The organism is Streptomyces alboniger (assembly GCF_008704395.1).
GTDB lineage: Bacteria > Actinomycetota > Actinomycetes > Streptomycetales > Streptomycetaceae > Streptomyces > Streptomyces alboniger.
The window spans coordinates 2,785,368-2,807,795 of sequence record NZ_CP023695.1 but is presented as its reverse complement, the minus strand read 5'-3'; the positions used below and the strand labels follow the sequence as shown (position 1 = coordinate 2,807,795).

The 22,428-nt window shown below is 71.4% G+C and carries 17 protein-coding genes; 10 read left to right on the top strand and 7 right to left on the bottom strand.

The features are described 5' to 3' along the window. Positions 1-14 precede the first annotated feature (14 nt). Positions 15-173: a hypothetical protein gene (locus CP975_RS35025; protein WP_167532688.1), complete on the bottom strand. Its 159-nt coding sequence runs from the start codon at positions 171-173 to the stop codon at positions 15-17. A 351-nt stretch (positions 174-524) separates the two neighbouring features. On the opposite strand from CP975_RS35025, the gene recD2 reads away from it, so the two are divergent. Continuing rightward, positions 525-2,768: an SF1B family DNA helicase RecD2 gene (gene recD2 / locus CP975_RS12290; protein WP_055535927.1), complete on the top strand. Its 2,244-nt coding sequence runs from the start codon at positions 525-527 to the stop codon at positions 2,766-2,768. A 197-nt stretch (positions 2,769-2,965) separates the two neighbouring features. After that, positions 2,966-4,255, top strand: a complete 1,290-nt coding sequence (locus tag CP975_RS12285) for a citrate synthase (RefSeq protein WP_030790185.1) — start codon at positions 2,966-2,968, stop codon at positions 4,253-4,255. A 463-nt stretch (positions 4,256-4,718) separates the two neighbouring features. Here CP975_RS12285 and CP975_RS12280 read toward each other — a convergent pair whose 3' ends face one another. The 4 genes from CP975_RS12280 to CP975_RS12265 form a co-directional block, all read right to left on the bottom strand. Continuing rightward, positions 4,719-6,980: a heavy metal translocating P-type ATPase gene (locus tag CP975_RS12280; RefSeq protein ID WP_055535928.1), complete on the bottom strand. Its 2,262-nt coding sequence runs from the start codon at positions 6,978-6,980 to the stop codon at positions 4,719-4,721. Between the two features lie 97 nt (positions 6,981-7,077). Further along, complete coding sequence (locus CP975_RS12275) at positions 7,078-7,401, bottom strand: heavy-metal-associated domain-containing protein (RefSeq protein WP_055535931.1); 324 nt, start codon at positions 7,399-7,401, stop codon at positions 7,078-7,080. A gap of 137 nt (positions 7,402-7,538) precedes the next feature. Beyond that, complete coding sequence (locus CP975_RS12270; RefSeq protein WP_030790194.1) at positions 7,539-7,736, bottom strand: MarR family transcriptional regulator; 198 nt, start codon at positions 7,734-7,736, stop codon at positions 7,539-7,541. A gap of 252 nt (positions 7,737-7,988) precedes the next feature. Beyond that, positions 7,989-8,888 carry a sugar phosphate isomerase/epimerase family protein gene (locus tag CP975_RS12265; protein ID WP_055535929.1) on the bottom strand — a complete coding sequence of 300 codons (900 nt, stop codon included), beginning with the start codon at positions 8,886-8,888 and terminating at the stop codon, positions 7,989-7,991. A 138-nt stretch (positions 8,889-9,026) separates the two neighbouring features. Between CP975_RS12265 and iolC the strand changes: the two genes are divergently transcribed. The 6 genes from iolC to CP975_RS12235 all read left to right on the top strand — a co-directional run bounded on the left by iolC (position 9,027) and on the right by CP975_RS12235 (position 16,990). After that, positions 9,027-9,980, top strand: a complete 954-nt coding sequence (gene iolC, locus CP975_RS12260) for a 5-dehydro-2-deoxygluconokinase (RefSeq protein WP_281292882.1) — start codon at positions 9,027-9,029, stop codon at positions 9,978-9,980. Positions 9,981-10,045: 65 nt separating this feature from the next. Further along, positions 10,046-10,921 carry a Cgl0159 family (beta/alpha)8-fold protein gene (locus tag CP975_RS12255; protein WP_055535933.1) on the top strand — a complete coding sequence of 292 codons (876 nt, stop codon included), beginning with the start codon at positions 10,046-10,048 and terminating at the stop codon, positions 10,919-10,921. Between the two features lie 27 nt (positions 10,922-10,948). Further along, positions 10,949-11,761, top strand: coding sequence for a 5-deoxy-glucuronate isomerase (iolB, locus tag CP975_RS12250; protein WP_055535934.1), 813 nt, complete (start codon positions 10,949-10,951; stop codon positions 11,759-11,761). Then, positions 11,758-13,647 carry a 3D-(3,5/4)-trihydroxycyclohexane-1,2-dione acylhydrolase (decyclizing) gene (gene iolD / locus CP975_RS12245; RefSeq protein WP_055535930.1) on the top strand — a complete coding sequence of 630 codons (1,890 nt, stop codon included), beginning with the start codon at positions 11,758-11,760 and terminating at the stop codon, positions 13,645-13,647. Before iolB ends, iolD begins: the two co-directional genes overlap by 4 nt. 17 nt (positions 13,648-13,664) lie before the next feature. Then, positions 13,665-15,167 carry a CoA-acylating methylmalonate-semialdehyde dehydrogenase gene (gene mmsA / locus CP975_RS12240; protein WP_055535935.1) on the top strand — a complete coding sequence of 501 codons (1,503 nt, stop codon included), beginning with the start codon at positions 13,665-13,667 and terminating at the stop codon, positions 15,165-15,167. A 395-nt stretch (positions 15,168-15,562) separates the two neighbouring features. Next, positions 15,563-16,990 (top strand): APC family permease, encoded by a 1,428-nt coding sequence (locus tag CP975_RS12235; protein WP_150476862.1) that lies wholly within the window; start codon positions 15,563-15,565, stop codon positions 16,988-16,990. 5 nt (positions 16,991-16,995) lie between these two features. Here CP975_RS12235 and CP975_RS12230 read toward each other — a convergent pair whose 3' ends face one another. Further along, positions 16,996-18,207, bottom strand: a complete 1,212-nt coding sequence (locus CP975_RS12230; RefSeq protein WP_055536443.1) for a threonine synthase — start codon at positions 18,205-18,207, stop codon at positions 16,996-16,998. A gap of 282 nt (positions 18,208-18,489) precedes the next feature. Here CP975_RS12230 and CP975_RS12225 point away from each other — a divergent pair, with 282 nt between their 5' ends. Both CP975_RS12225 and CP975_RS12220 read left to right on the top strand, forming a co-directional pair. Next, entirely contained in the window at positions 18,490-21,147 is a 2,658-nt protein-coding gene (locus tag CP975_RS12225) for an alpha/beta fold hydrolase (protein ID WP_055536444.1), read from the top strand. Continuing rightward, on the top strand, positions 21,144-22,007 hold the full coding sequence (locus CP975_RS12220; protein WP_055536445.1) for an ABC transporter permease: 864 nt from the start codon (positions 21,144-21,146) through the stop codon (positions 22,005-22,007). Before CP975_RS12225 ends, CP975_RS12220 begins: the two co-directional genes overlap by 4 nt. Positions 22,008-22,051: 44 nt before the next feature. On the opposite strand, the gene CP975_RS12215 is transcribed toward CP975_RS12220, so the two are convergent. Beyond that, on the bottom strand, positions 22,052-22,420 hold the full coding sequence (locus tag CP975_RS12215; RefSeq protein ID WP_055536448.1) for a VOC family protein: 369 nt from the start codon (positions 22,418-22,420) through the stop codon (positions 22,052-22,054). Positions 22,421-22,428: the final 8 nt, after the last annotated feature.

The following is a 22,428-nucleotide window of genomic DNA, read 5'->3' as shown; positions in this document are numbered from 1 at the left end:
CGGCCTGACCGGGCCTACTTCGTATTCCCGCGGCGCGCCCGTTTGGAGACCATCGCCACCACGACGGGCAGACCCACCTCGATCACGCGGGTGACGGTCGTCACGGGGATGCCGGTCTTCTTGGAGATCGCCTTGGCCACCGGCCCGGCCAGCTTCGCGACGCCGAACATCATTCCCCTTCCCGCTCGAAGGGCCGGGGAGAGCCCGACCGGAGAACAGCACTCATGGGTCAAACGGTACGTCCGCCCGGTGGCGTCGGCACCCGGAAGAAGTCCGCGAAAAATTAGTGGGCAACGCCGTGCAACCCTTTGTGCACCAGGCGTGTCGTACTTGGCGTCAGGGACTTCCCGTGAGGGGGGAACTGGTTCCCGAGGGGATCTGGGGGGATTCCGGGGGGAATCGCGGGGTTTCTGGCATAGGGGAGGGATCGAAGGGACCTGGTCGACAGACCAGGTCCCTTCGCCGTAGCCGGAAGTTGTCCACAGGCCGTCCAGGTTGTCGGTGCCGGGCGGTAGCGTCGGATCATGTCGAGTCCAGCTGTGGCGGCGGCGGTGGTCGAGGGGGTCCTCGAGCGCATCACGTACGCCAATGAGGAGACCGGTTACACGGTCGCGCGCGTCGACACCGGCCGCGGCGCCGGCGACCTGCTCACGGTCGTCGGCTCCCTGCTCGGCGCCCAGGTCGGCGAGAGCCTGCGCATGCAGGGCCGCTGGGGCTCCCACCCGCAGTACGGCAAGCAGTTCACCGTGGAGAACTACACGACGGTGCTGCCCGCCACCATCCAGGGCATCCGCCGCTATCTCGGCTCCGGCCTCATCAAGGGCATCGGCCCCGTGATGGCCGACCGCATCACCACCCACTTCGGCGTCGACACCCTCGACGTCATCGAGACCGAGCCGAAGCGCCTGGTGGAGGTCCCCGGCCTCGGCCCCAAGCGGACCAAGATGATCGCCGCCGCCTGGGAGGAGCAGAAGGCCATCAAGGAAGTCATGGTCTTCCTCCAGGGAGTCGGCGTCTCCACCTCCATCGCCGTGCGCATCTACAAGAAGTACGCCGACGCCTCCATCTCCGTCGTGAGGAACGAGCCGTACCGCCTGGCCGCCGACGTCTGGGGCATCGGCTTCCTCACCGCCGACCGCATCGCCCAGTCCGTCGGCATCCCGCACGACAGCCCCGAGCGCGTCAAGGCCGGTCTCCAGTACGCCCTTTCGCAATCCACCGACCAGGGCAACTGCTACCTCCCCGAGGAGCGCCTCATCGCCGACGCGGTGAAGCTGCTCCAGGTCGACACGGGCCTCGTCATCGACTGCCTCGCCGAGCTGGCGGGAGAAGAGGAGGGGGTCGTCCGCGAAGCCGTGCCGAGCCCGGAGGGCGGCGAGGACATCACCGCCGTCTATCTGGTCCCCTTCCACCGCGCCGAACTCTCCCTGGCCGCGCAGCTGTCGCGCCTCCTGAAGGCCCCCGACGACCGCATGCCCGCCTTCCGGGACGTCGCCTGGGACAAGGCGCTCGCCTGGCTCGCGGACCGCACGGGCGCCAAGCTCGCGCCCGAGCAGGAAGCGGCCGTGCGGCTCGCGCTGACCCGCAAGGTCGCCGTCCTGACCGGCGGCCCCGGCTGCGGCAAGTCCTTCACGGTCCGCTCCATCGTCGAGCTGGCCCGCGCCAAGAAGGCCAAGGTCGTCCTCGCCGCCCCCACCGGCCGCGCCGCCAAGCGCCTCGCCGAACTGACCGGCGCCGATGCCTCCACCGTCCACCGCCTGCTCGAACTGAAACCGGGAGGCGACGCCGCGTACGACAGGGAGCGGCCGCTCGACGCCGACCTGGTCGTGGTCGACGAGGCCTCGATGCTCGACCTGCTCCTCGCCAACAAGCTGGTCAAGGCCGTCCCGCCCGGCGCCCACCTGCTCTTCGTGGGCGATGTCGACCAGCTGCCCAGCGTCGGCGCGGGTGAGGTGCTGCGGGACATGCTCAGCGAGGACAGCCCCATCCCGGCCGTCCGCCTCACCCGCATCTTCCGGCAGGCCCAGGAGTCGGGCGTCGTCACCAACGCCCACCGCATCAACTCCGGCGTCCCGCCCCTCACCCAGGGCATGAAGGACTTCTTCCTCTTCGTCGAGGAGGAGACCGAGGACGCCGGCCGCGTCACGGTGGACGTCGCCGCCCACCGCATCCCCCGCAAGTTCGGGCTCGACCCGCGCCGCGACGTCCAGGTCCTCGCCCCCATGCACCGCGGCCCCGCGGGCGCAGGGAACCTCAACGGCCTCCTCCAGCAGGCCATCACCCCCGCCCGGCCCGACCTGCCCGAGAAGCGGTTCGGCGGACGCGTCTTCCGCGTGGGCGACAAGGTCACCCAGATCCGCAACAACTACGAGAAGGGGCAGAACGGCGTCTTCAACGGCACGGTCGGCGTCGTCACCGCCCTCGACGCCGACGAGCAGCGGCTCACCGTCCTGACCGACGAGGACGAGGAAGTCCCGTACGACTTCGACGAACTGGACGAGCTGGCGCACGCGTACGCGGTGACGATCCACCGCTCCCAGGGCAGTGAATACCCGGCCGTGGTGATCCCGGTCACCACCGGCGCGTGGATGATGCTGCAACGCAATCTGCTCTACACCGCCGTGACACGCGCCAAGAAGCTGGTCGTCCTGGTCGGTTCGCGCAAGGCTCTGGGTCAGGCTGTACGCACGGTCTCCGCGGGTAAGCGCTGTACAGCCCTGGATTTCAGGCTCTCGGGGCGCCGCGGAGAAGGCCCGGCGACGTTTTGATCGATCAAACGAGTCGGAAACGTCACACAGCACTTCCGGAACCGGGGCGAAGGGGGCAGGATGAGCAGGTTGGCGGCACTGAGTGCCGCCAATAGGCCCAATGGTCGACCCCGAGTGCACTCTCCAGGGCCAAATGGGGGATGGTAGAGACAGTCAGGGCACCTCGAAGAAGAGGCACAACGTCGGTGAGGGATGACGTGAGCGACAACTCTGTAGTACTGCGGTACGGCGATGGCGAGTACACCTACCCGGTGATCGATTCGACCGTCGGCGACAAGGGCTTCGACATCGGGAAGCTCCGCGCCCAGACCGGTCTGGTGACCCTGGACAGCGGCTATGGCAACACCGCCGCCTATAAATCCGCCATCACCTATCTCGACGGCGAGCAGGGCATCCTCCGGTACCGCGGCTACCCGATCGAGCAGCTGGCCGAGCGCTCCACCTTCACCGAGGTGGCGTACCTGCTGATCAACGGCGAGCTGCCGAAGGTCGACGAGCTGGCGAGCTTCAAGAACGAGATCACGCAGCACACCCTGCTGCACGAGGACGTCAAGCGGTTCTACGACGGCTTCCCGCGCGACGCCCACCCGATGGCCATGCTGTCGTCCGTGGTGAGCGCGCTGTCGACGTTCTACCAGGACAGCCACAACCCCTTCGACGAGAAGCAGCGTCACCTCTCGACGATCCGCCTTCTCGCCAAGCTTCCGACGATCGCGGCGTACGCGTACAAGAAGTCGCAGGGCCACCCGGTCGTCTACCCGCGCAACGACCTCGGCTACGTCGAGAACTTCCTGCGCATGACCTTCTCGGTGCCCGCCGCCGAGTACGAGCTGGACCCGGTCGTCGTCGCCGCGCTCGACAAGCTCCTGATCCTGCACGCGGACCACGAGCAGAACTGCTCTACCTCCACCGTGCGTCTGGTCGGCTCCTCGCAGGCGAACATGTTCGCCTCGATCTCGGCCGGCATCTCGGCCCTGTGGGGCCCGCTGCACGGCGGCGCCAACCAGTCGGTCCTGGAGATGCTGGAAGGCATCCAGGCCTCCGGCGGCGACGTCGACACCTTCATCCGCAAGGTGAAGAACAAGGAAGACGGCGTGAAGCTCATGGGCTTCGGGCACCGCGTCTACAAGAACTTCGACCCCCGGGCGAAGATCATCAAGGCGGCGGCGCACGACGTCCTCTCGGCCCTCGGCAAGTCCGACGAGCTGCTCGACATCGCGCTGAAGCTGGAAGAGCACGCGCTGGCCGACGACTACTTCGTCGAGCGGAAGCTCTACCCGAACGTGGACTTCTACACCGGTCTGATCTACCGGGCCATGGGCTTCCCGACCGAGATGTTCACCGTGCTCTTCGCGCTGGGACGTCTTCCGGGGTGGATCGCCCAGTGGCACGAGATGATCAAGGAGCCGGGTTCGCGTATCGGTCGGCCTCGGCAGATCTACACCGGTGAGGTCCTTCGGGACTTCGTCCCGGTTGAGGGTCGCTGATCTTTTTTCGGGAACTGCGGGCCGCATAGGGCTGGTCGTGCGGTTTCCCGCGCCCCTTACGGGGCCAAAGCGAGAAGCGCCCCGCCGCCGATCCCCCCACGGGTCGACGGTCGGGGCGCTTCCCTTTTTCCCGGTGCGGATTCCCCCCACGGGATCCGGCCGGGCGTCTGTGGTTGCCCTGCGGTCTGCCGGGACGCGTACGGGAGGGCCGCTCAAAGCTCCCCGGTGTACGTGCCCCGGCAACGCAATTCCAGGGAGCATCCCCCAAGATGTCCCCTGATGTCGGACGACGTCCCCCAAGACGTCTACCGGCATCGTCCCATTAGACTCGCGACCCCCCTAGATGGTTACGTTCAGATCACTGTGATCTGCGTCTCTTGCATATGTCCAGTACATGCGCAAGAGCCCCGATATGGGGATCCTGAGAGGTGCGTGAGGGTGCTGAAACGGACATGTGAAGGGGTTATGTGAATGTCCGCAGCCGCAGGCTGTTCGTGACCACGAAGACCGAGGAGAACGCCATGGCGGCCCCCGCGATCATCGGGTTCAGAAGGCCGGCCGCCGCGAGCGGCAGTGCGGCGACGTTGTAACCGAAGGCCCAGCAGAGGTTGCCCTTGATGGTGGCGAGGGTCTTCCGGGAGAGCCTGATGGCGTCGGCCGCCACCCGCAAGTCCCCGCGCACCAGCGTCAGATCGCTCGCCTCGATCGCCGCGTCCGTGCCCGTCCCCATCGCGAGACCCAGATCGGCGGTGGCCAGCGCCGCCGCGTCGTTCACGCCGTCCCCGACCATCGCCACGACCCGGCCCTCGCCTCGCAGCCGCCGTACGACGTCGACCTTGTCCTGCGGGAGGACCTCCGCGTACACGTCGTCCGGGGCGATCCCCACCGCCCGCGCCACCGTATCGGCGACGGCCTTGTTGTCGCCGGTGAGCAGCATCGGCGTCAGGCCGAGCGCGCGCAGTTCGCGCACCGCCTGCGGGCTGGAGTCCTTGACGGCGTCGGCGACCGTGAGCACGCCGCGCGCGGCACCGTCCCAGGCGACCAGCACGGCCGTTCGCCCCGACGCCTGCGCCTCTTCCTTCGCTCCGGCCAGCGCCTCCAGGCCCGTGACGCCCGCGTCCGCGAGGAGCCGCTCGCTCCCCACGAGCACCTCGTGCCCCTCCACCGCGCCGCGCACCCCGGACCCGGCAATGTTCTCGAACCGCTCCGGGGCCGCCAACTCCGCGACGGAGACGCCGAGACGGTCGGCCGCGCCCGCCGCGAGAGCGCGGCCGACGGGGTGCTCGGAGGCGTGCTCCAGGGCGCCCGCGAGGCGCAGCAGCTGCTTCTCGTCCGTGTCCCCGGCGGCGTACGCGTCCGCCATCTCCATGCGGCCCGTCGTCACCGTCCCCGTCTTGTCCAGGACGACGGTGTCGACGCGGCGCGTGGACTCCAGGACCTCGGGCCCCTTGATGAGGATGCCGAGCTGGGCGCCGCGTCCCGTGCCGACCATCAGGGCGGTGGGAGTGGCCAGGCCGAGCGCGCACGGGCAGGCGATGATCAGGACGGCGACGGCGGCGGTGAAAGCGGCGGTCACATCGCCCGTGGCGCCGAGCCAGCCGCCGAGCGTGCCGGCCGCGATGAGCAGGACCACCGGCACGAACACCGCGGCGATCCGGTCGGCGAGGCGCTGCACCTGGGCCTTGCCGGTCTGGGCGTCCTCGACGAGCCGTGCCATGCGCGCCAGTTGGGTGTCGGAGCCGACGCGGGTCGCCCGTACGACGAGCCGCCCCGAGGTGTTCACGGTGGCCCCGGTGACGGCGTCGCCCACGGCCACGTCGACCGGCACGGACTCGCCGGTCAGCATCGAGGCGTCGACCGCGGACGCGCCCTCCACGACGGTGCCGTCGGTCGCGACGGTCTCGCCGGGGCGTACGACGAAGCGGTCGCCGACGGCCAGCCGCCCGACCGGGACGCGCTCCTCCGTGCCCGCGCGCAGGACGGTGACGTCCTTGGCGCCCAGTTCGAGCAGGGCGCGCAGGGCCGAGCCCGCCCGCCGCTTGGAGCGGGCCTCCAGCCAGCGGCCGAGCAGGATGAACGTGATGACACCGGAGGCGACCTCGAGATAGATCGTCGAGGCGCCGGAGCCGGGGGACGCGGTGAAGTCGAAGCCGTGCCGCATGCCGGGCGCTCCGGCGTCCCCGAAGAAGAGCGCCCAGAGCGACCAGCCGAACGCGGCGAGCGTGCCGACCGAGACCAGCGTGTCCATGGTCGCGGAGCCGTGCCGCACATTGGTGAGCGCCGCACGGTGGAAGGGCAGGCCGCCCCAGACCACGACGGGTGCGGCGAGGGTCAGCGAGAGCCACTGCCAGTTGTCGAACTGGAGGGCGGGGGCCATCGCGAGCAGCACGACGGGCAGGGACAGGAGGGCGGAGACGGTCAACCGCTGCCGCAGGGTGTCGGGCTCGGTGATGTCCGCGGTGGTCGGGGCGGACGCGTGGCCCGCCTCGGGCTCCGGTGGCGGCGGGACGATCTCCTTGGCCGTGTAGCCCAGCTTCTCGACGAGGGCGATCAGCTGGGCGACCTCGACCCCGTCGGCGTAGGTGACCTTCGCCTTCTCCGTGGCGAGGTTGACCGACGCGGCGGTCACCCCTTCCACGCGGTTCAGCTTCTTCTCGATGCGGGACGAGCAGGAGGCGCAGGTCATTCCGCCGACGGCGAGTTCGACTTCGGAGACTTCGGTCATGACTCCTTCGTACTACTTCCGGGCCGGTGACACGGCGGCGGGCCCTGTGGCGCCCACGTCGGCACCACAGGGCCCGGAGTACCCGGCGGGCCGCCGGTCAGGCCTTGACGCCGGCCAGTTCGTAGCCCGCCTCGTCGACCGCGGCGCGCACCGCGGCCTCGTCCAGCGGGGCCTCGGAGACCACGGTCACCTGGCCGGTGGAGGCGACGGCCTTGACGGAGGTGACGCCCGCGATCTCCGAGATCTCGGCGGAGACGGCGCCCTCGCAGTGGCCGCAGGTCATCCCCGTCACCTCGTACACCGTGGTGACGCCGCCCTGCGAGGTCTCCGCGGTGCCGCCGGAGTGGCAGGAACCGCTGGGGGAGCAGCAGGAGCCGGTCGTCTCGGACGCGGCCTGCGGGAGCTCGGTCTGGGCGCTCATGTCGTTCTCCTCGGGAAGGCGTGTGTACATATGCGACGTAATGTGCGGGAGGGGGCCCCGGAGTCCCCTGGACCCCCTGACACTCACAACACTATACCCCTAGGGGGTATCCCGCAACGCGGTGCGTCCGCGCGGCGTCAGCCTCTGCGTCCGCGGTTGCCGGGGCGGGCCGCGACCCAGGCGCGGATCGTGTCCGCGTACCAGAAGGGCTTGCCGCTCTCCACGTGGTCGGGGTCGGGCAGCAGCCCGTGCTTGCGATAGGAGCGCACGGTGTCGGGCTGCACCCGGATGTGCGCGGCGATCTCCTTGTACGACCAGAGCCTGCGGTCGGTCATCGGTGGCACCTCCCTGCACGCGCCCAGGGCGGCCGGAGAGGCCGACGGGGGAACTGGGCGCGACGCGTGGCGATCACTCAGCCTGTGCCCGTTGAACGACGCAGAGTGACCGCCGGGGCCTGGCTGTGGACCGCCTGTGACGTAAGGGCCGCGTACGTGAGACATGTGTGACAGGAAAAGAGTGTTTGTGACGAAAGCGACATGTCGCGGCGCGCTTCCACGGGCTCCCCGCCCCCTGAAATGCTGCCGGGGCTAGGCCCCGCAGGAGCGGAGGAAGGCGCGGGTGCGGCGGGCGATCGGGAGGGGCTGGTCCGGCGGGCACGGGTACATGTCCTGCTCGACGATCGCGAAGAGATCGACACCCAGCTTCTGGGCCGCCGCGAGGACGGGCTCCAGCGCCGGCACCCCGGCGGGCGGCTCGCACATCACGCCGCGCGCCACGGCGGGCCCGAACGGCACCTCCTCCGCGCGCACCGCCGCGAGGACCTCCGGGTCGACCTGCTTGAGGTGCAGATAGCCGATGCGTTCGCCGTACGTCTCGATGAGTTCGACGCTGTCCCCGCCGCAGTAGGCGTAGTGGCCGGTGTCCAGGCAGAGCGAGACGAGGTCGGGGTCGGTGGCGTCGAGGAAGCGGGTGACGTTCTCCTCGGTGTCGATGTGCGTGTCCGCGTGCGGGTGGACGACGACCTGAAGGCCGTAGCGCTCGCGCACCTCGTGGGCCAGGCGCTCGGTCTGGGTGGTCAGTTCACGCCATTGCGCGGGCGTCAGGACGCGGTCCTCCAGGACCTCGCCGGTCTTGTCGTCGCGCCAGAAGGAGGGGATGACGACGAGGTGCCCGGCGCCCATCGCCTGGGCCAGCGCGGCGTTGTCGGCGACGTGCGCCCAGGTCTTCTCCCAGACCGCGGGTCCGTGGTGCAGCCCCGTGAAGACCGTGCCCGCGGAGACCTTGAGGCCGCGCCGGGCCGTCTCGGCCGCCAGTTCGACGGGGTCGGTGGGCAGATAGCCGTAGGGGCCCAGCTCGATCCATTCGTATCCGCACTCGGCGACCTCGTCGAGGAAGCGGCACCAGGGGACCTGCTGGGGGTCCTCGGGAAACCACACGCCCCATGAGTCGGGCGCCGAACCGATCCGGATGCGAGACAGCGTCGTCATGCCGGCAAGACTCCAGGCCGCCTCGGAACGGTGTCAAGGAGTGGTCCGAATGTAAGGACAAAATGTTGACAGGGCTCCCGGAGCGGGATTAGACCTGGGGGGCACACGACCGACCGGCCCGGCGAAGGGACGCAGAGGGTGAGTGATCCGTACGACGTCATCACCATGGGCCGGATCGGGGTGGACCTCTATCCGCTCCAGGCCGGAGTGCCCCTCGACGAGGTCGCCACGTTCGGGAAGTTCCTCGGCGGCTCGGCCAGTAACGTCGCGGTCGCCGCGGCACGGCTCGGCCGCCGCGTCGCCCTCGTCACCCGCACCGGCGAGGACCCCTTCGGGACCTATCTGCACCGGGCGCTGCGGGAGTTCGGCGTCGACGACCGCTGGGTGAGCGCGGTCGCGGGGCTCCCGACGCCGGTGACGTTCTGCGAGGTCTTCCCGCCGGACGACTTCCCGCTGTACTTCTACCGGCTGCCCAAGGCGCCCGACCTGGAGATCTCCGAGGATGAGCTGGACCTCCGCGCGATCGCGGCGGCGCGGATCTTCTGGATGACAGGGACGGGGCTGTGCGCGGAGCCGAGTCGTTCGGCGACGCTGGCGGCGTTGGCCTCGCGGTCGGCGGGCGTCACGGTGTTCGACCTCGACTGGCGGCCGATGTTCTGGTCCGACCCGGCCGAGGCGCGCCCTCACTACGCCGCCGCGCTCGCGCACGCCACGGTCGCCGTCGGCAACCTCGACGAGGTCGAGATCGCCACAGGAGAGCGTGAACCCCTGGCGGCGGCACGGGCGTTGCTGGACGCGGGGGTCGAACTGGCCGTCGTGAAGCAGGGGCCCGAAGGAGTGCTCGCGATGAACCGGGCGGGGGAGTCGGCGCGGGTGCCGCCCCTGCCCGTGAAGGTCCTCAACGGACTGGGCGCGGGGGACGCGTTCGGCGGGGCCCTGTGCCATGGGCTGCTCGCCGGGTGGGAGTTGGAGCGGATCATGCGGTACGCCAACGCGGCGGGGGCGATCGTCGCCTCGCGGCTGGAGTGCAGTTCCGCCATGCCGTTTGCCGGCGAGGTCGCCTCGGCTGTTGAAGCGGGGGCTGTCTTGTGAGGTCGGGCTCTGCGCGTCGGACACGGGGCTCCGCCCCGGACCCCGCTCCTCAAACGCCGGAGGGGCTGGAATTCGCTGACCTCACCCGGATCCGGGCCCGCCATCCCGAAGCCGTCCTCGAAGCCGCCGCCCGGCGCCCCCGGCGAAGGCTTCTCGCCGACGGTGGGCGGCTGTTGATCGTTGCCGCCGATCATCCCGCCCGGGGATCCCTCGGCGTCGGGAGCGATCCGTTCGCCATGGCCAACCGGCGCGACCTCCTCGAACGGCTCTGTCTCGCGCTGTCGCGGCCCGGCGTCGACGGCGTGCTCGCCACCGCCGACGTGCTCGACGACCTGCTGCTCCTCGGCGCCCTCGACGGCAAGGTCGTCATGGGGTCGATGAACCGCGGCGGCCTCGCGGGGGCCGCGTTCGAGCTGGACGACCGGTTCACCGGGCACCGGCCCGAGGACCTCGAACGGCTCGGCTTCGACGCGGGCAAGCTGCTGCTGCGCGTCGACTACGACGACCCGGGGTCGCTGACCACGCTGCACTCGGCGGCGCGGATCGTCGACGCCATGGCCGAGCGCAGGCTGCCGGTCTTCGTCGAGCCGTTCCTCACGCGCCGGGACGGCACGGGGGTGCCCCGCAACGACCTGAGCGCCGAGGCCGTCACCCGGTCCATCGCCATCGCCTCCGGTCTCGGCGGCACCTCCGCGTACACCTGGCTGAAGGTCCCCGTCACCGAGAACCCCGACGACATGGCCCGCGTCATGGAGACCTCGACGCTGCCCGCCGTGCTGCTCGGCGGCGACATCGGGGACGATCAGGACGCCGCGTACGAGAAGTGGCGCGGCGCCCTGCAACTTCCCACCGTGCAGGGGCTCGTCGTCGGCAGGGCGCTGCTCTACCCGCCCGACGGGGACGTGGCGGGGGCGGTCGACACCGCCGTAGGACTGCTGTAGCGGGGTGGACAGATGGAGGAGGCCCACATGACGTACGTACCGAAAGGGAGTGCGGCCCATGGCCCGTACACCGTTGACATCGATCCGAAACAGGCAGGCTGGGTCTACTCCGCACTGCGCGTCGTCGAGATCGAGGCGGGTGCCACGCACTCCTTCGATACCGGCGAGAGTGAATGGATCGTGCTCCCGCTGACCGGCGGCTGTACGGTGCACACGGAAGCCGGGATCATCGAACTCCTGGGCAGGGAGAGCGTGTTCAGCGGAGTCTCTGATTTCGCTTACGTCCCCCGCGACGCCCGGATCCAGATCGCCTCCGGCGCGGGAGGCCGCTTCGCCCTGGCAGGAGCGAAGTGCGAGCGTCGACTCCCCGCCCGCTACGGCTCCGCGCCGGAGGTACCCGTCGAGAGCCGCGGCAGCGGCACCTGCGCCCGTGAGGTCCGCAATTTCGCCTCCGCGGACGCCTTCGACTGCGACCGCCTCATCGCCGTCGAGGTGATCACGCCCGGCGGCAACTGGTCCTCGTACCCGCCGCACAAGCACGACGAGCACCGCTCGGGCGTCGAGGCCGAGCTTGAGGAGATCTACTACTTCGAGATCGAGGCGCCCGAGGGCCGGGAAGGCTTTGGGTACCAGCGTGTTTTCCCCTCCCGCGAGGGTGGTACGGACGTCCTTGCCGAGGTCCGTTCCGGTGATGCCGTGCTCGTGCCCGACGGCTGGCACGGCCCGTCCGTCGCCCAGCCGGGCCACGCGATGTACTACCTGAACGTCATGGCGGGCCCCGGCGAGGAACGGGAGTGGCGGATCTGCTTCCACCCCGACCACACGGAGGGATACCGATGACGCAGAGGCCGCGTGAGAGCGTCCGGCTCACCACCGCGCAGGCGCTCGTGCGCTTCCTGTCCCGGCAGTTCACCGAGCGGGACGGCGAGCGGCAGCGGCTGATCGGCGCGACCTGGGGCATCTTCGGGCACGGCAACGTGGCCGGCATCGGGCAGGCGCTCGTGGAGCACGCCGACGAGATGCCCTTCCACCAGGGGCGGAACGAACAGGCCATGGTGCACGCCGCCGTCGGGTACGCCCGGCAGCGCGGCCGCCTGTCCACCCACGCCGTCACCACGTCCATCGGGCCGGGCGCCACCAACCTCGTCACCGGTGCCGCCCTCGCCACGGTCAACCGCCTGCCCGTCCTGCTCCTGCCCGGCGACACCTTCGCGACCCGGCCCGCCGACCCGGTGCTCCAGCAGCTCGAAGTGCCGTACGCGGGCGATGTGTCGGTCAACGACTGTCTGCGGCCCGTATCGAAGTACTTCGACCGCGTGACCCGCCCCGAGGCGCTGATCCCCGCCGCCCTCGCCGCGATGCGGGTGCTCACCGACCCGGCCGAGACCGGCGCCGTCACCCTCGCCCTGCCGCAGGACGTACAGGCGGAAGCCTTCGACTGGCCCGCGGAGTTCTTCGCCGAGCGGGTGTGGGCCGTGCGCAGGGCGGCTCCCGACCCGCGGGAGCTGGCCGTGGCCGCGGGCGCGGTGCGCGAGGCGCGGCGGCCCCTGGTCGTCGCGGGCGGCGGCGTCCACCACAGCGCCGCCGAGGACGCCCTGCGGGAGTTCGCCGACGCGACCGGCATCCCCGTCGCCTCCACCCAGGCCGGCAAGGGCTCCCTGCGCTTCGACCACCCTGCGGACGTCGGCGGCATCGGCCACACGGGCACGGCGACGGCGAACGAACTGGCCCGCGCCGCCGACCTGGTGATCGGCGTCGGCACCCGCTACAGCGACTTCACCACGGCCTCCGGCACCCTCTTCGAGCGGCCCGGGGTGCGCTTCCTCAACCTCAACGTCACGCCCTTCGACGGCCACAAGATGGCGGGCGCCACCCTGATCGCCGACGCCCGCGCCGGACTCGACGCGCTCACGGGAGAACTGCGCGGCCACCGCGTCGCGGACGGCTACACCGCCGAGTACACGGGCGACAAGGCCCGCTGGGAGCAGCGCGTCGACGCCGCGTACCAGGCGGACGATCCGGACATCCGCCCGACGCAGGCCCAGGTCCTCGGCGTACTCGACGAGGTGGTGACGGACGACGACATCGTCATCAACGCCGCGGGCTCCCTCCCCGGCGACCTGCACAAGCTGTGGCGGGCCCGGTCGGCGCGGCAGTACCACGTCGAGTACGGCTACTCCTGCATGGGATACGAGATCCCGGCGTCGATCGGCGTCGCGCTCGCCGCACCGGACCGGCCGGTGTGGGCGCTGGTCGGCGACGGGACGTATCTGATGAACCCCACCGAGCTGGTCACGGCCGTCCAGGAGGACATCCCGGTCAAGATCGTCGTCCTCCAGAACCACGGGTACGCGTCGATCGGCGGGCTCTCGGAGTCGGTGGGCGGCGAGCGGTTCGGCACGGACTACCGCTTCCGGGCGCCGGACGGGACGTACACCGAGGGTCCGCTGCCGGTCGATCTCGCCGCCAACGCGGCCTCGCTCGGGATGCGGGTGCTGCGCGCCAGAACAGTGCGTGACCTGCGCGGGGCGCTGCGGGAGGCGCGCGCCGCGGACCGTCCCACATGTGTCTATGTGGAGACGGAAACGGCAGACACAGTGTCGGGCCCGCCCCCGGCACAGGCGTGGTGGGATGTGCCCGTGGCCGAGACGGCGGAGCGGGTGTCCGCGGTCAAGGCCAGGGAAGAGTACGACCGGCACGTCGCTGCCCGACGCCGCCACCTGTGAGAGTAGGGATGCTTGTCATGACGAAGACCGTCCATCACTGGATCGGCGGGAAGGCCGTCGAGGGCGCGTCCGGCATCTACGGCCCGGTCACCGACCCGGCGACCGGAGCCGTCACGACGCAGGTCGCCTTCGCGAACGTGGACGAGGTGGACGCCGCCGTCGCCGCCGCCCGCGAGGCCTTCGCGACCTGGGGCACCTCCTCGCTGGCCAAGCGCACCGCGATCCTCTTCAAGTTCCGCGCGCTGCTGGACGCCAACCGCGACGCGATCGCCGAGAGGATCGTCGCCGAGCACGGCAAGGTGCACTCCGACGCGCTCGGCGAGGTCGCCCGCGGCCTGGAGATCGTCGACCTGGCCTGCGGCATCACGGTGCAGCTCAAGGGCGAGCTGTCGACGGAGGTCGCGAGCCGCGTGGACGTGTCGTCCATCCGCCAGCCGCTCGGCGTCGTCGCGGGCATCACGCCGTTCAACTTCCCGGCGATGGTGCCGATGTGGATGTTCCCGCTGGCCATCGCCTGCGGCAACACCTTCGTACTGAAGCCGTCGGAGAAGGACCCGTCCGCGTCGATGAAGATCGCGGAGCTGCTCGCCGAGGCCGGTCTGCCCGACGGCGTCTTCAACGTCGTGCACGGCGACAAGGTGGCCGTGGACCGCCTCCTGGAGCACCCGGACGTGGCGGCCGTCTCCTTCGTGGGCTCCACCCCCATCGCCCGCCACATCCACACCACCGCCTCCGCCCACGGCAAGCGCGTCCAGGCGCTCGGCGGCGCCAAGAACCACATGCTGGTCCTGCCCGACGCCGACCTGGACGCCGCGGCCGACGCCGCCGTGTCCGCGGCCTACGGCTCGGCGGGTGAGCGCTGCATGGCGATCTCGGCCGTCGTCGCGGTCGGCTCCATCGCCGACGAGCTGGTGGGCAAGATCAAGGAGCGTGCCGAGAAGATCAAGATCGGCCCGGGCAGCGACCCGGCGTCCGAGATGGGCCCGCTCATCACCGCCGCCCACCGCGACAAGGTCGCCTCCTACGTCACGGGCGCCGCGGCCGAGGGCTGCGAGGTCGTCCTCGACGGCACCGGCTACACCGTGGAGGGCCACGAGAACGGCCACTGGATCGGCCTCTCGCTGCTCGACCGCGTCCCGACGACCGCCAAGGCCTACCGGGACGAGATCTTCGGCCCGGTCCTGTGCGTGCTGCGCGTGGACACGTACGAGGAGGGCGTGGCGCTGATGAACGCCTCGCCGTTCGGCAACGGCACCGCGATCTTCACCCGGGACGGCGGTGCGGCCCGCCGCTTCCAGCTGGAGATCGAGGCGGGCATGGTCGGCGTGAACGTGCCGATCCCGGTGCCGGTGGGCTACCACTCCTTCGGTGGCTGGAAGGACTCGCTCTTCGGCGACCACCACATCTACGGCAACGACGGCACGCACTTCTACACGCGCGGCAAGGTCGTCACCACGCGCTGGCCCGACCCGTCGGACGCGCCGGCCGGGGTGGACCTGGGCTTCCCGCGCAACCACTGAGTCGCCGACGTGTGACGGTACGTAGAGCAGCAGAGCGCAGGGCCGTCCGGTATCCGGACGGCCCTGATTCTTTTTTGACGCCGCTCTTGCGGTTCCCGTGCACAGGGTGCAATTCGGGCAGCTAAAGCGCCCGTGTTCATGTGCCTGCAATATCAAGGTCATATCCGGTGACGGCATGCTCATTGTGGCCTGGGTGGGCAAACTCTTGGGAATGCGAGGCGACTTGGGGCGCGGCTCCGCTGCGGATTCCGTAGGTAAATGACCGTTGACGTTCCGGATATCGCCGGGGTTCGATGACGCGCCGGGAGCCACAGAAAGACCCAGCTCGACAGCCTTCGGAGGCGATAGGGCTCCCCCGCATCTCCTGCCGCACCAGTCGATCGGAATCGCGCTTCATGACCGACACGCTCCGCCCGCTTCCCCCGCCCACCGCCGCGCCCCCGGCGGCCCTGGCCGATCCGGGCCGTCCCCAGAAGCTCAAGCGTTCCATCGGCGTCGTCGGCGGCACCCTCCTCACGCTGTCCTGCGTGACGCCCGCCTCCACGCTCTTCGTGGTCGTCCCCGACCTCTTCTCCTCGCTCGGCACCGCCACCGCGCTCACCATCGCGATCGGCTCCCTGCTCTGCGTGGGCGTCGCGTTCTGCTACTCGGAGCTGGGCACCCTCATCCCCAGCGCGGGCGGCGAGTACGCGATGGTCTCCACCATGGCGGGGCGCCTCGCCGGCTGGCTGGTCTTCGTCCTGTCCCTGCTCGTCGTGATGATCGTGCCGCCCGTCATCGCCATGGGCACCGCCGACTACCTCGCGCCCCTCGTCCACCTCGACCCGTCCTACGCGGGCGCGGGCGTCATGATCTGCGCCACCCTCGCGGGCCTGCTCGACCTGCGCGCCAACGCGTGGATCACCGGCATCTTCCTCGTCCTGGAGGTCGTCGCGGCGGGCGTCGTGGCCGTCCTCGGCTTCGCCCACGCCGAGCGCGGACCGGGCAGCCTGGTGGATCTGTCGGTGGCTTCCGGGTCCGGCTCCGGGCCCGGCGGGGTCGACACCGTCACGGCCATGCTCATCGTCTCGGGCCTCGCGATCGCGCTCTTCGTCACGCAGGGCTTCTCCACGGCCGTCTACCTCTCCGAGGAGCTGGAGAACCCGCGCCGCAACGTCGCGCGCACGGTCCTCGCCACCCTCGGCATCTCCGCCGTGATCATCCTGGTGCCGGTCGTCGCGATCACCATGGGCGCCGAGAGCCTCACCGCCCTGACCGAGGGCGACATCGGCGCCATGGTCGCCGCCTGGTCCAACTCGGCGGTCGGTACGTTCGTCAGCCTCTGCGTGGCCCTCGCGATCGTCAACGCGGGCATCGTCATGGTCATCCAGAACTCCCGCGTCCTGTTCGCCTCCGCGCGGGACAAGGCCTGGCCCACGCCCGTGAACAAGGCGCTCTCCAAGCTCGGCGCGTCCGGCGCCCCCTGGGTGGCCACGCTGCTGGTCGGCGTCCCCGGCGCACTCCTGTGCTTCGTCAACCTGGACACGCTGTACGGGGTGACCGGCGTCTCCGTCACCGGCATGTACCTCCTGGTGGCGGTCGCCGCGCTGCTCGCCCGGCGGGGCTCGCACGGGCACGGCGCGGCCTGGCGGATGCCGCTGTGGCCGGCCGTGCCGGTGGTGCTGATCGCCGTACTCGCGTACGTGCTGAGCCAGCAGGAGACGGAGTACCTGGTGTGGACCGGTGGGACCGTGCTCGTGGCCACCCTGTACTGGGCGCTGTACCTGCGGCCGCGCCGGGACACGCGGTGGCTGGTGAGTGTTCCGGAGGACGGGCAGGGCTGAACTGCTCAGCCCCGCTCCACCCGCCGCTCCACCTCCGCCCAGTCCTCCGGGTCCACCTCGGCGGACTCGCCCCCGACCAGCAGGTCACGGTCCTTGAAGCCGCTCGACGTGGACACGCACACCACGGGTCCCTCGGCGGACGCCGGGCCGCCCCGCTGCCGGTATCCCGCGAGCCCGGCGGCGGCCGACAACTCCGCCCAGAGCCCGGCCCCCGCCAGCTCCGCACGCGCCGCGGACATCTCCGCGTCGGAGACGAGCAGCGCCGCGCCGCCGCTCTCCCGGACGGCGACGGTCCCGCGGTAGCCGCCGACCGAGGAGCCGATCGCGTAGGCCGCGGTCTCGCCGACCGGGACCGTGGTCGCAGGGAGCCCGTCCCGCAGCGCCGCGGCCAGCGGGCCCCCGGCGGCGGGCTCGCAGGAGAACAGACGCGGCACCCGGTCGGTGACGCCGAGAGCGACCAGTTCCGCGAAGCCCTTCCACACGCCGAAGAGCAGCTCGCCGTAGCCGGTGGGCAGGAACACCGCCGCGGGGACGCCGAGTTCGGCGTAAATCTCGTAGGCGAGGGTCTTGTAGCCCTCGGGCCCGAACGCGTGCCCGGTGTGCGTGGGCGTCACATTGCTGACCGGGTGGTAGCCGAACCGCTGCGCGATCCGCCGCAGCAGCGGCCATCGCGCCTCGGAGGGCACCGGCAGCACGACGGCCCCGTACGCCCGCAGGAAGGCGTCGACGGCGGGCGGCGTCCCCGCCGACGAGAGCACCACGCACCGCAGGCCCGCCCGCGCCGCGTACGCCGCCGCGGAGGCGCCGTGGTTGCCGGACGAGGCGACGACGATGCCCTCCGCGCCCGCCCCGACCGCCGCGCTGACCGTGACGCGGTTGATGCGGTCCTTGTGGCTCCAGGTCGGATTGCGGGACTCGTCCTTGATCCACAGGCCTTCGCCGAGCGGCACGAGCGGCGTGCCGCCCTCGCCGAGGCCGGGGGCGTGCAGCGGCGGCAGGAGCGGCGCCCAGCGTTCGTGGCCACGCGGCTGCCCCGGCGCGGTGGCGAAGAGACCGGCGGGGACCCTGTCGTAGGCGTAGTCGACCTCGACCGGGTACGACACGCTGTCGTTGCTGGTCACCGGGCAGCCCGCGGTGAGCGGCGGCCACAGCGGGAAACGGACGGACGGGTCACCGAGCGAGCGCTGGCCGGTGGCGAGGGAATCCCGGGATGTCATAGGTGCAGACTCTATTCACCCCTGACGCGGTGCGTCCTCCCGGCTCTTCGGGCCGAAGTCCCAGCCGACCGAGGCGAAGCGCCCCTCTCCCGCGCGAGCGCCGCTGTCATCCTCGTACGCGAGCAGGAGGTGGTGGCCGGGGCTGTTGAGGAAGCGGCGGGTCGGGTCTCCCCGCGTACCACGATCGCGGTACGCGGGGCGCGGAGTCTACTCCCCGGGGAGGCAGGACAGTTCACACCGGCGGCTGCCCCGGTTGTCGGTCGCCGCCCGTACGGTGGTCGCATGGATCTACGACTGCCCAGGCCCAGGCTCCCCGGACCGCGCGGGCCACGTCGGCTGCTCGCCGCCGCGGCCGCCGTCGTGGTGCTCGCCGGGGCGGGCACCTGGACGGCGGTCGCCTCGGACGACGGCCCGTCCGTGCACCGCTCCGACGGCACGCTCGACGCCGACGGCGCGAAGATCGACACCTCCTTCTTCACCGCGGGGGACCCCGCCGCCAAGCGCCCCGCCGTCCTCATCGGCCACGGCTTCGGCGGCAGCAAGAACGACGTGCGCGAGCAGGCCGAGGACCTCGCGGCGGACGGCTATGCCGTACTGACCTGGTCCGCGCGCGGCTTCGGGAAGTCCACAGGAAAGATCGGGCTGAACGACCCCGAGGGCGAGGTCGCCGACGTCTCGAAGCTGATCGACTGGCTGGCGAAGCGGCCGGAGGTGCGGCTCGACAAGGACGGCGACCCGCGCGTAGGCGTCACCGGGGCGTCGTACGGGGGCGCGGTGTCGCTGCTCGCCGCCGGGACCGACCGGCGGGTGGACGCGATCGCCCCCCAGATCACCTACTGGAACCTCGCGGACGCGCTGTTCCCCGACGGCGTCTTCAAGAAGCTGTGGGCCGGCTCGTTCATCAACACCGGGGGCGGCTGCGACCGGTTCGAGAAGCGGCTGTGCGACATGTACAACCGGGTCGCCGTCGCCGGGAAGCCCGACGCGAAGGCGCGCGAGCTGCTCGCCGCGCGCAGCCCGGCCGCCGTCGGCGACCGGATCAAGGTGCCGACGTTCCTCGCCCAGGGCCAGACCGACTCCCTCTTCCCGCTCGGCCAGGGCGACGCCATCGCCCGAGCGGTCCGGGCCAACGGCGCGCCCGTGGCCGTCGACTGGATCGCGGGCGGCCACGACGGCGGCGACCCCGAGCGGGCGCGCGTCGAAAGGCGCGTCGGCGCGTGGTTCGACCGCTATCTGAAGGGCGACAAGAGCGCCGACACCGGCCCCGCGTTCCGCGTCACCCGCACCGGGGGCGTCGACTCCACCGACGGGGCGGCCCGGCTGCGGGGCGCGAGCGCAGACACGTACCCCGGCCTGGAGAGCGCCCGGCGCACGGTGCCGCTCGGCGGGCGCGAGCGGACGTTCGACAACCCCGCGGGCGCGAGCCCGCCCGCCGTCTCCACCCTCCCCGGCCTCGGCGGCAGGGGCCTCTCCCGGCTCACCTCCCTCGGTGTCGGCGTCTCCCTGGACATCCCCGGACAGAACGCCACGTTCATGTCGAAGCCGCTGAGCGAGGACCTGCGGATCACCGGTACGCCGACGGTCCGGGCCCATGTGAAGTCCTCCCGCGAGGACGCGGTGCTCTTCGCCAAGGTGTACGACGTCGGGCCCGGCGGGAAGCAGCAGGTCCTGCCCTCCCAGCTGGTCGCCCCGGTGCGGATCGAGGGCGCCAAGGACGGCAAGGACGTCGAGCTGCGCCTGCCCGCCATCGACCACGAGGTGCGCAAGGGCCACCGCCTGCGCCTCGCCCTCGCCTCCACCGACCTCGGGTACGCGTCACCCGCCGACCCCGCCTCGTACACCGTCTCGCTCAAGAGCGACCTGGAGGTGCCGACGGCTCCCGGCCTGAAGACCGGCGCCGCGCCCCTGCCCTCCTGGGTGTGGTGGCTGCCGGCCGCGGGAGCCGTCATCGCCCTCGGCCTGCTGATCACCGGCCGCCGCAGGACGACGGCGCCCGCCCCCGACCCCGCCCTCGCCGAAGTGCCGCTCCGGATCACCGACTTGAGCAAGCGGTACGCCAAGTCCAGCGACCGGTACGCCGTCCGTGACGTCTCCTTCCGCGTCGAGAAGGGCCAGGTCCTCGGCCTCCTGGGGCCCAACGGCGCGGGCAAGACGACGACCCTGCGCATGCTGATGGGCCTGATCCGGCCCGACGCGGGCGAGATCCGCGTCTTCGGGCAGGCGATCGTGCCGGGGGCGCCCGTCCTCTCCCGGGTCGGCGCGTTCGTCGAGGGCGCCGGCTTCCTGCCGCACCTCAGCGGCCGGGAGAACCTGGAGCTGTACTGGAAGGCGACCGGCCGCCCCGCCGAAGACGCCCACCTGGACGAGGCGTTGGAGATCGCCGGACTCGGCAGCGCCCTGGCCCGCGCGGTACGGACGTACTCCCAGGGCATGCGGCAGCGCCTCGCCATCGCCCAGGCCATGCTCGGCCTGCCGGACCTGCTGATCCTCGACGAGCCGACGAACGGCCTGGACCCGCCGCAGATCCGCGAGATGCGGGAGGTCATGATCCGCTACGCCCGCGGCGGCCGCACGGTCATCGTCTCCAGCCACCTCCTCGCCGAGGTCGAGCAGTCCTGCACGCACCTGGTCGTCATGGACCGCGGCCGCCTCGTCCAGGCGGGCCCGGTCGCGGAGATCGTCGGCTCCGGGGACACGCTGCTCGTGGGGCTCGCGGCGGGCATCTCCGACCCGCTGCTCGACAAGGTCGCCGCGCTGCCCGGCGTCGCCTCCGCGGTGCGCGCCGACGACGGCCTCCTGATACGCCTCGACGGCACGCCGAGCGGGAGCGCCGCCCGCCTCCTGCCCGAACTGGTGCGCCTGGAAGTGCCCGTGGAGTCCATGGGCCCGCACCGCCGCCTCGAAGACGCGTTCCTGACCCTGATCGGAGGCACCGCATGAGCGCCCCCACCCTGGAGCGCCCCACCGCGCCCGGCTACCGCGCCGGACGCACCCTGCCGCTGCGGGTCGAGGCGGTCCGCCAGCTGAAGCGCCGTCGCACGCTCGTGATGGGCGGGGTCATGGCGCTGCTGCCCGTCGTCCTCGTGATCGCGTTCGCCGTCGCCGGTTCACCGGGGGAGCGCAACAGCGAGGTGACGCTGATGGACACGGCCACGGCGTCCGCCGCCAACTTCGCGGCGACGTGCCTGTTCGTCTCGGCGGGCTTCCTCCTCGTCATCCCCGTCGCCCTGTTCTGCGGGGACACGGTCGCCTCCGAGGCGAGCTGGTCGTCCCTGCGCTATCTGCTGGCGGCGCCCGTGCCGCGGGCCCGCCTGCTGTGGTCCAAGCTCGTCGTGGCGCTCGCCCTGAGCGCCGCCGCGATGGTGCTGCTCCCGCTCATCGCGCTGGTGATCGGCACGATGGCCTACGGCTGGGGGCCGCTGGAGATCCCCACCGGCGGCGAGCTGCCCGCGGGCACGGCGGCGCAGCGCCTGCTGATGGCCGTCGCGTACGTCTTCGTCTCCCAACTGGTCACCGCGGGCCTCGCGTTCTGGCTGTCGACGAAGACCGACGCCCCGCTCGGCGCGGTCGGCGGCGCGGTCGGCCTCACGATCGTCGGCAACGTCCTGGACGCCGTCACCGCGCTCGGCGACTGGCGCGACTTCCTGCCCGCGCACTGGCAGTTCGCCTGGGCGGACGTCATCCAGCCGCGCCCCGAGTGGGGCGGCATGATCCAGGGGGCGGCGGTCTCGGTGACGTACGCGCTGGTGCTGTTCGCGCTGGCGTTCCGGGGGTTCGCGCGGAAGGACGTGGTGAGCTGAGGGACGCGGTGAGCTGAGGGACGCTTCGGACGACCGCGCCGGCCTCAGGGCCGGCGCGGGCCGAGCACGCAGAATTGGTTGCCCTCGGGGTCCGCTAGTACGACCCACGGCTCGTCGCCGGTCTGGCCGACGTCGGCGTGCCGGGCCCCATGGGCCAGGAGGCGGGCGACCTCGGCGTCCCGGTCGTCCGGACGGAAGTCCAGGTGCAGCCGGTTCTTCTCCGTCCGCTTCACCGTCTCCTTCTCCGCCGCCCGGCCGAAGAGCAGGCCCGGAAGCCGGTCGGGCTCCGGCCTGATCTCGCACTCGTCGGCGGAGTCGTCGACGACCACCCAACCGAGAGCCCCGGCCCACCACCGCCCCAGCGCCCCCGGGTCCGCCGCGTCGACTACGACTTGCTCCCATTCCAGGCTCATGGGGCGAG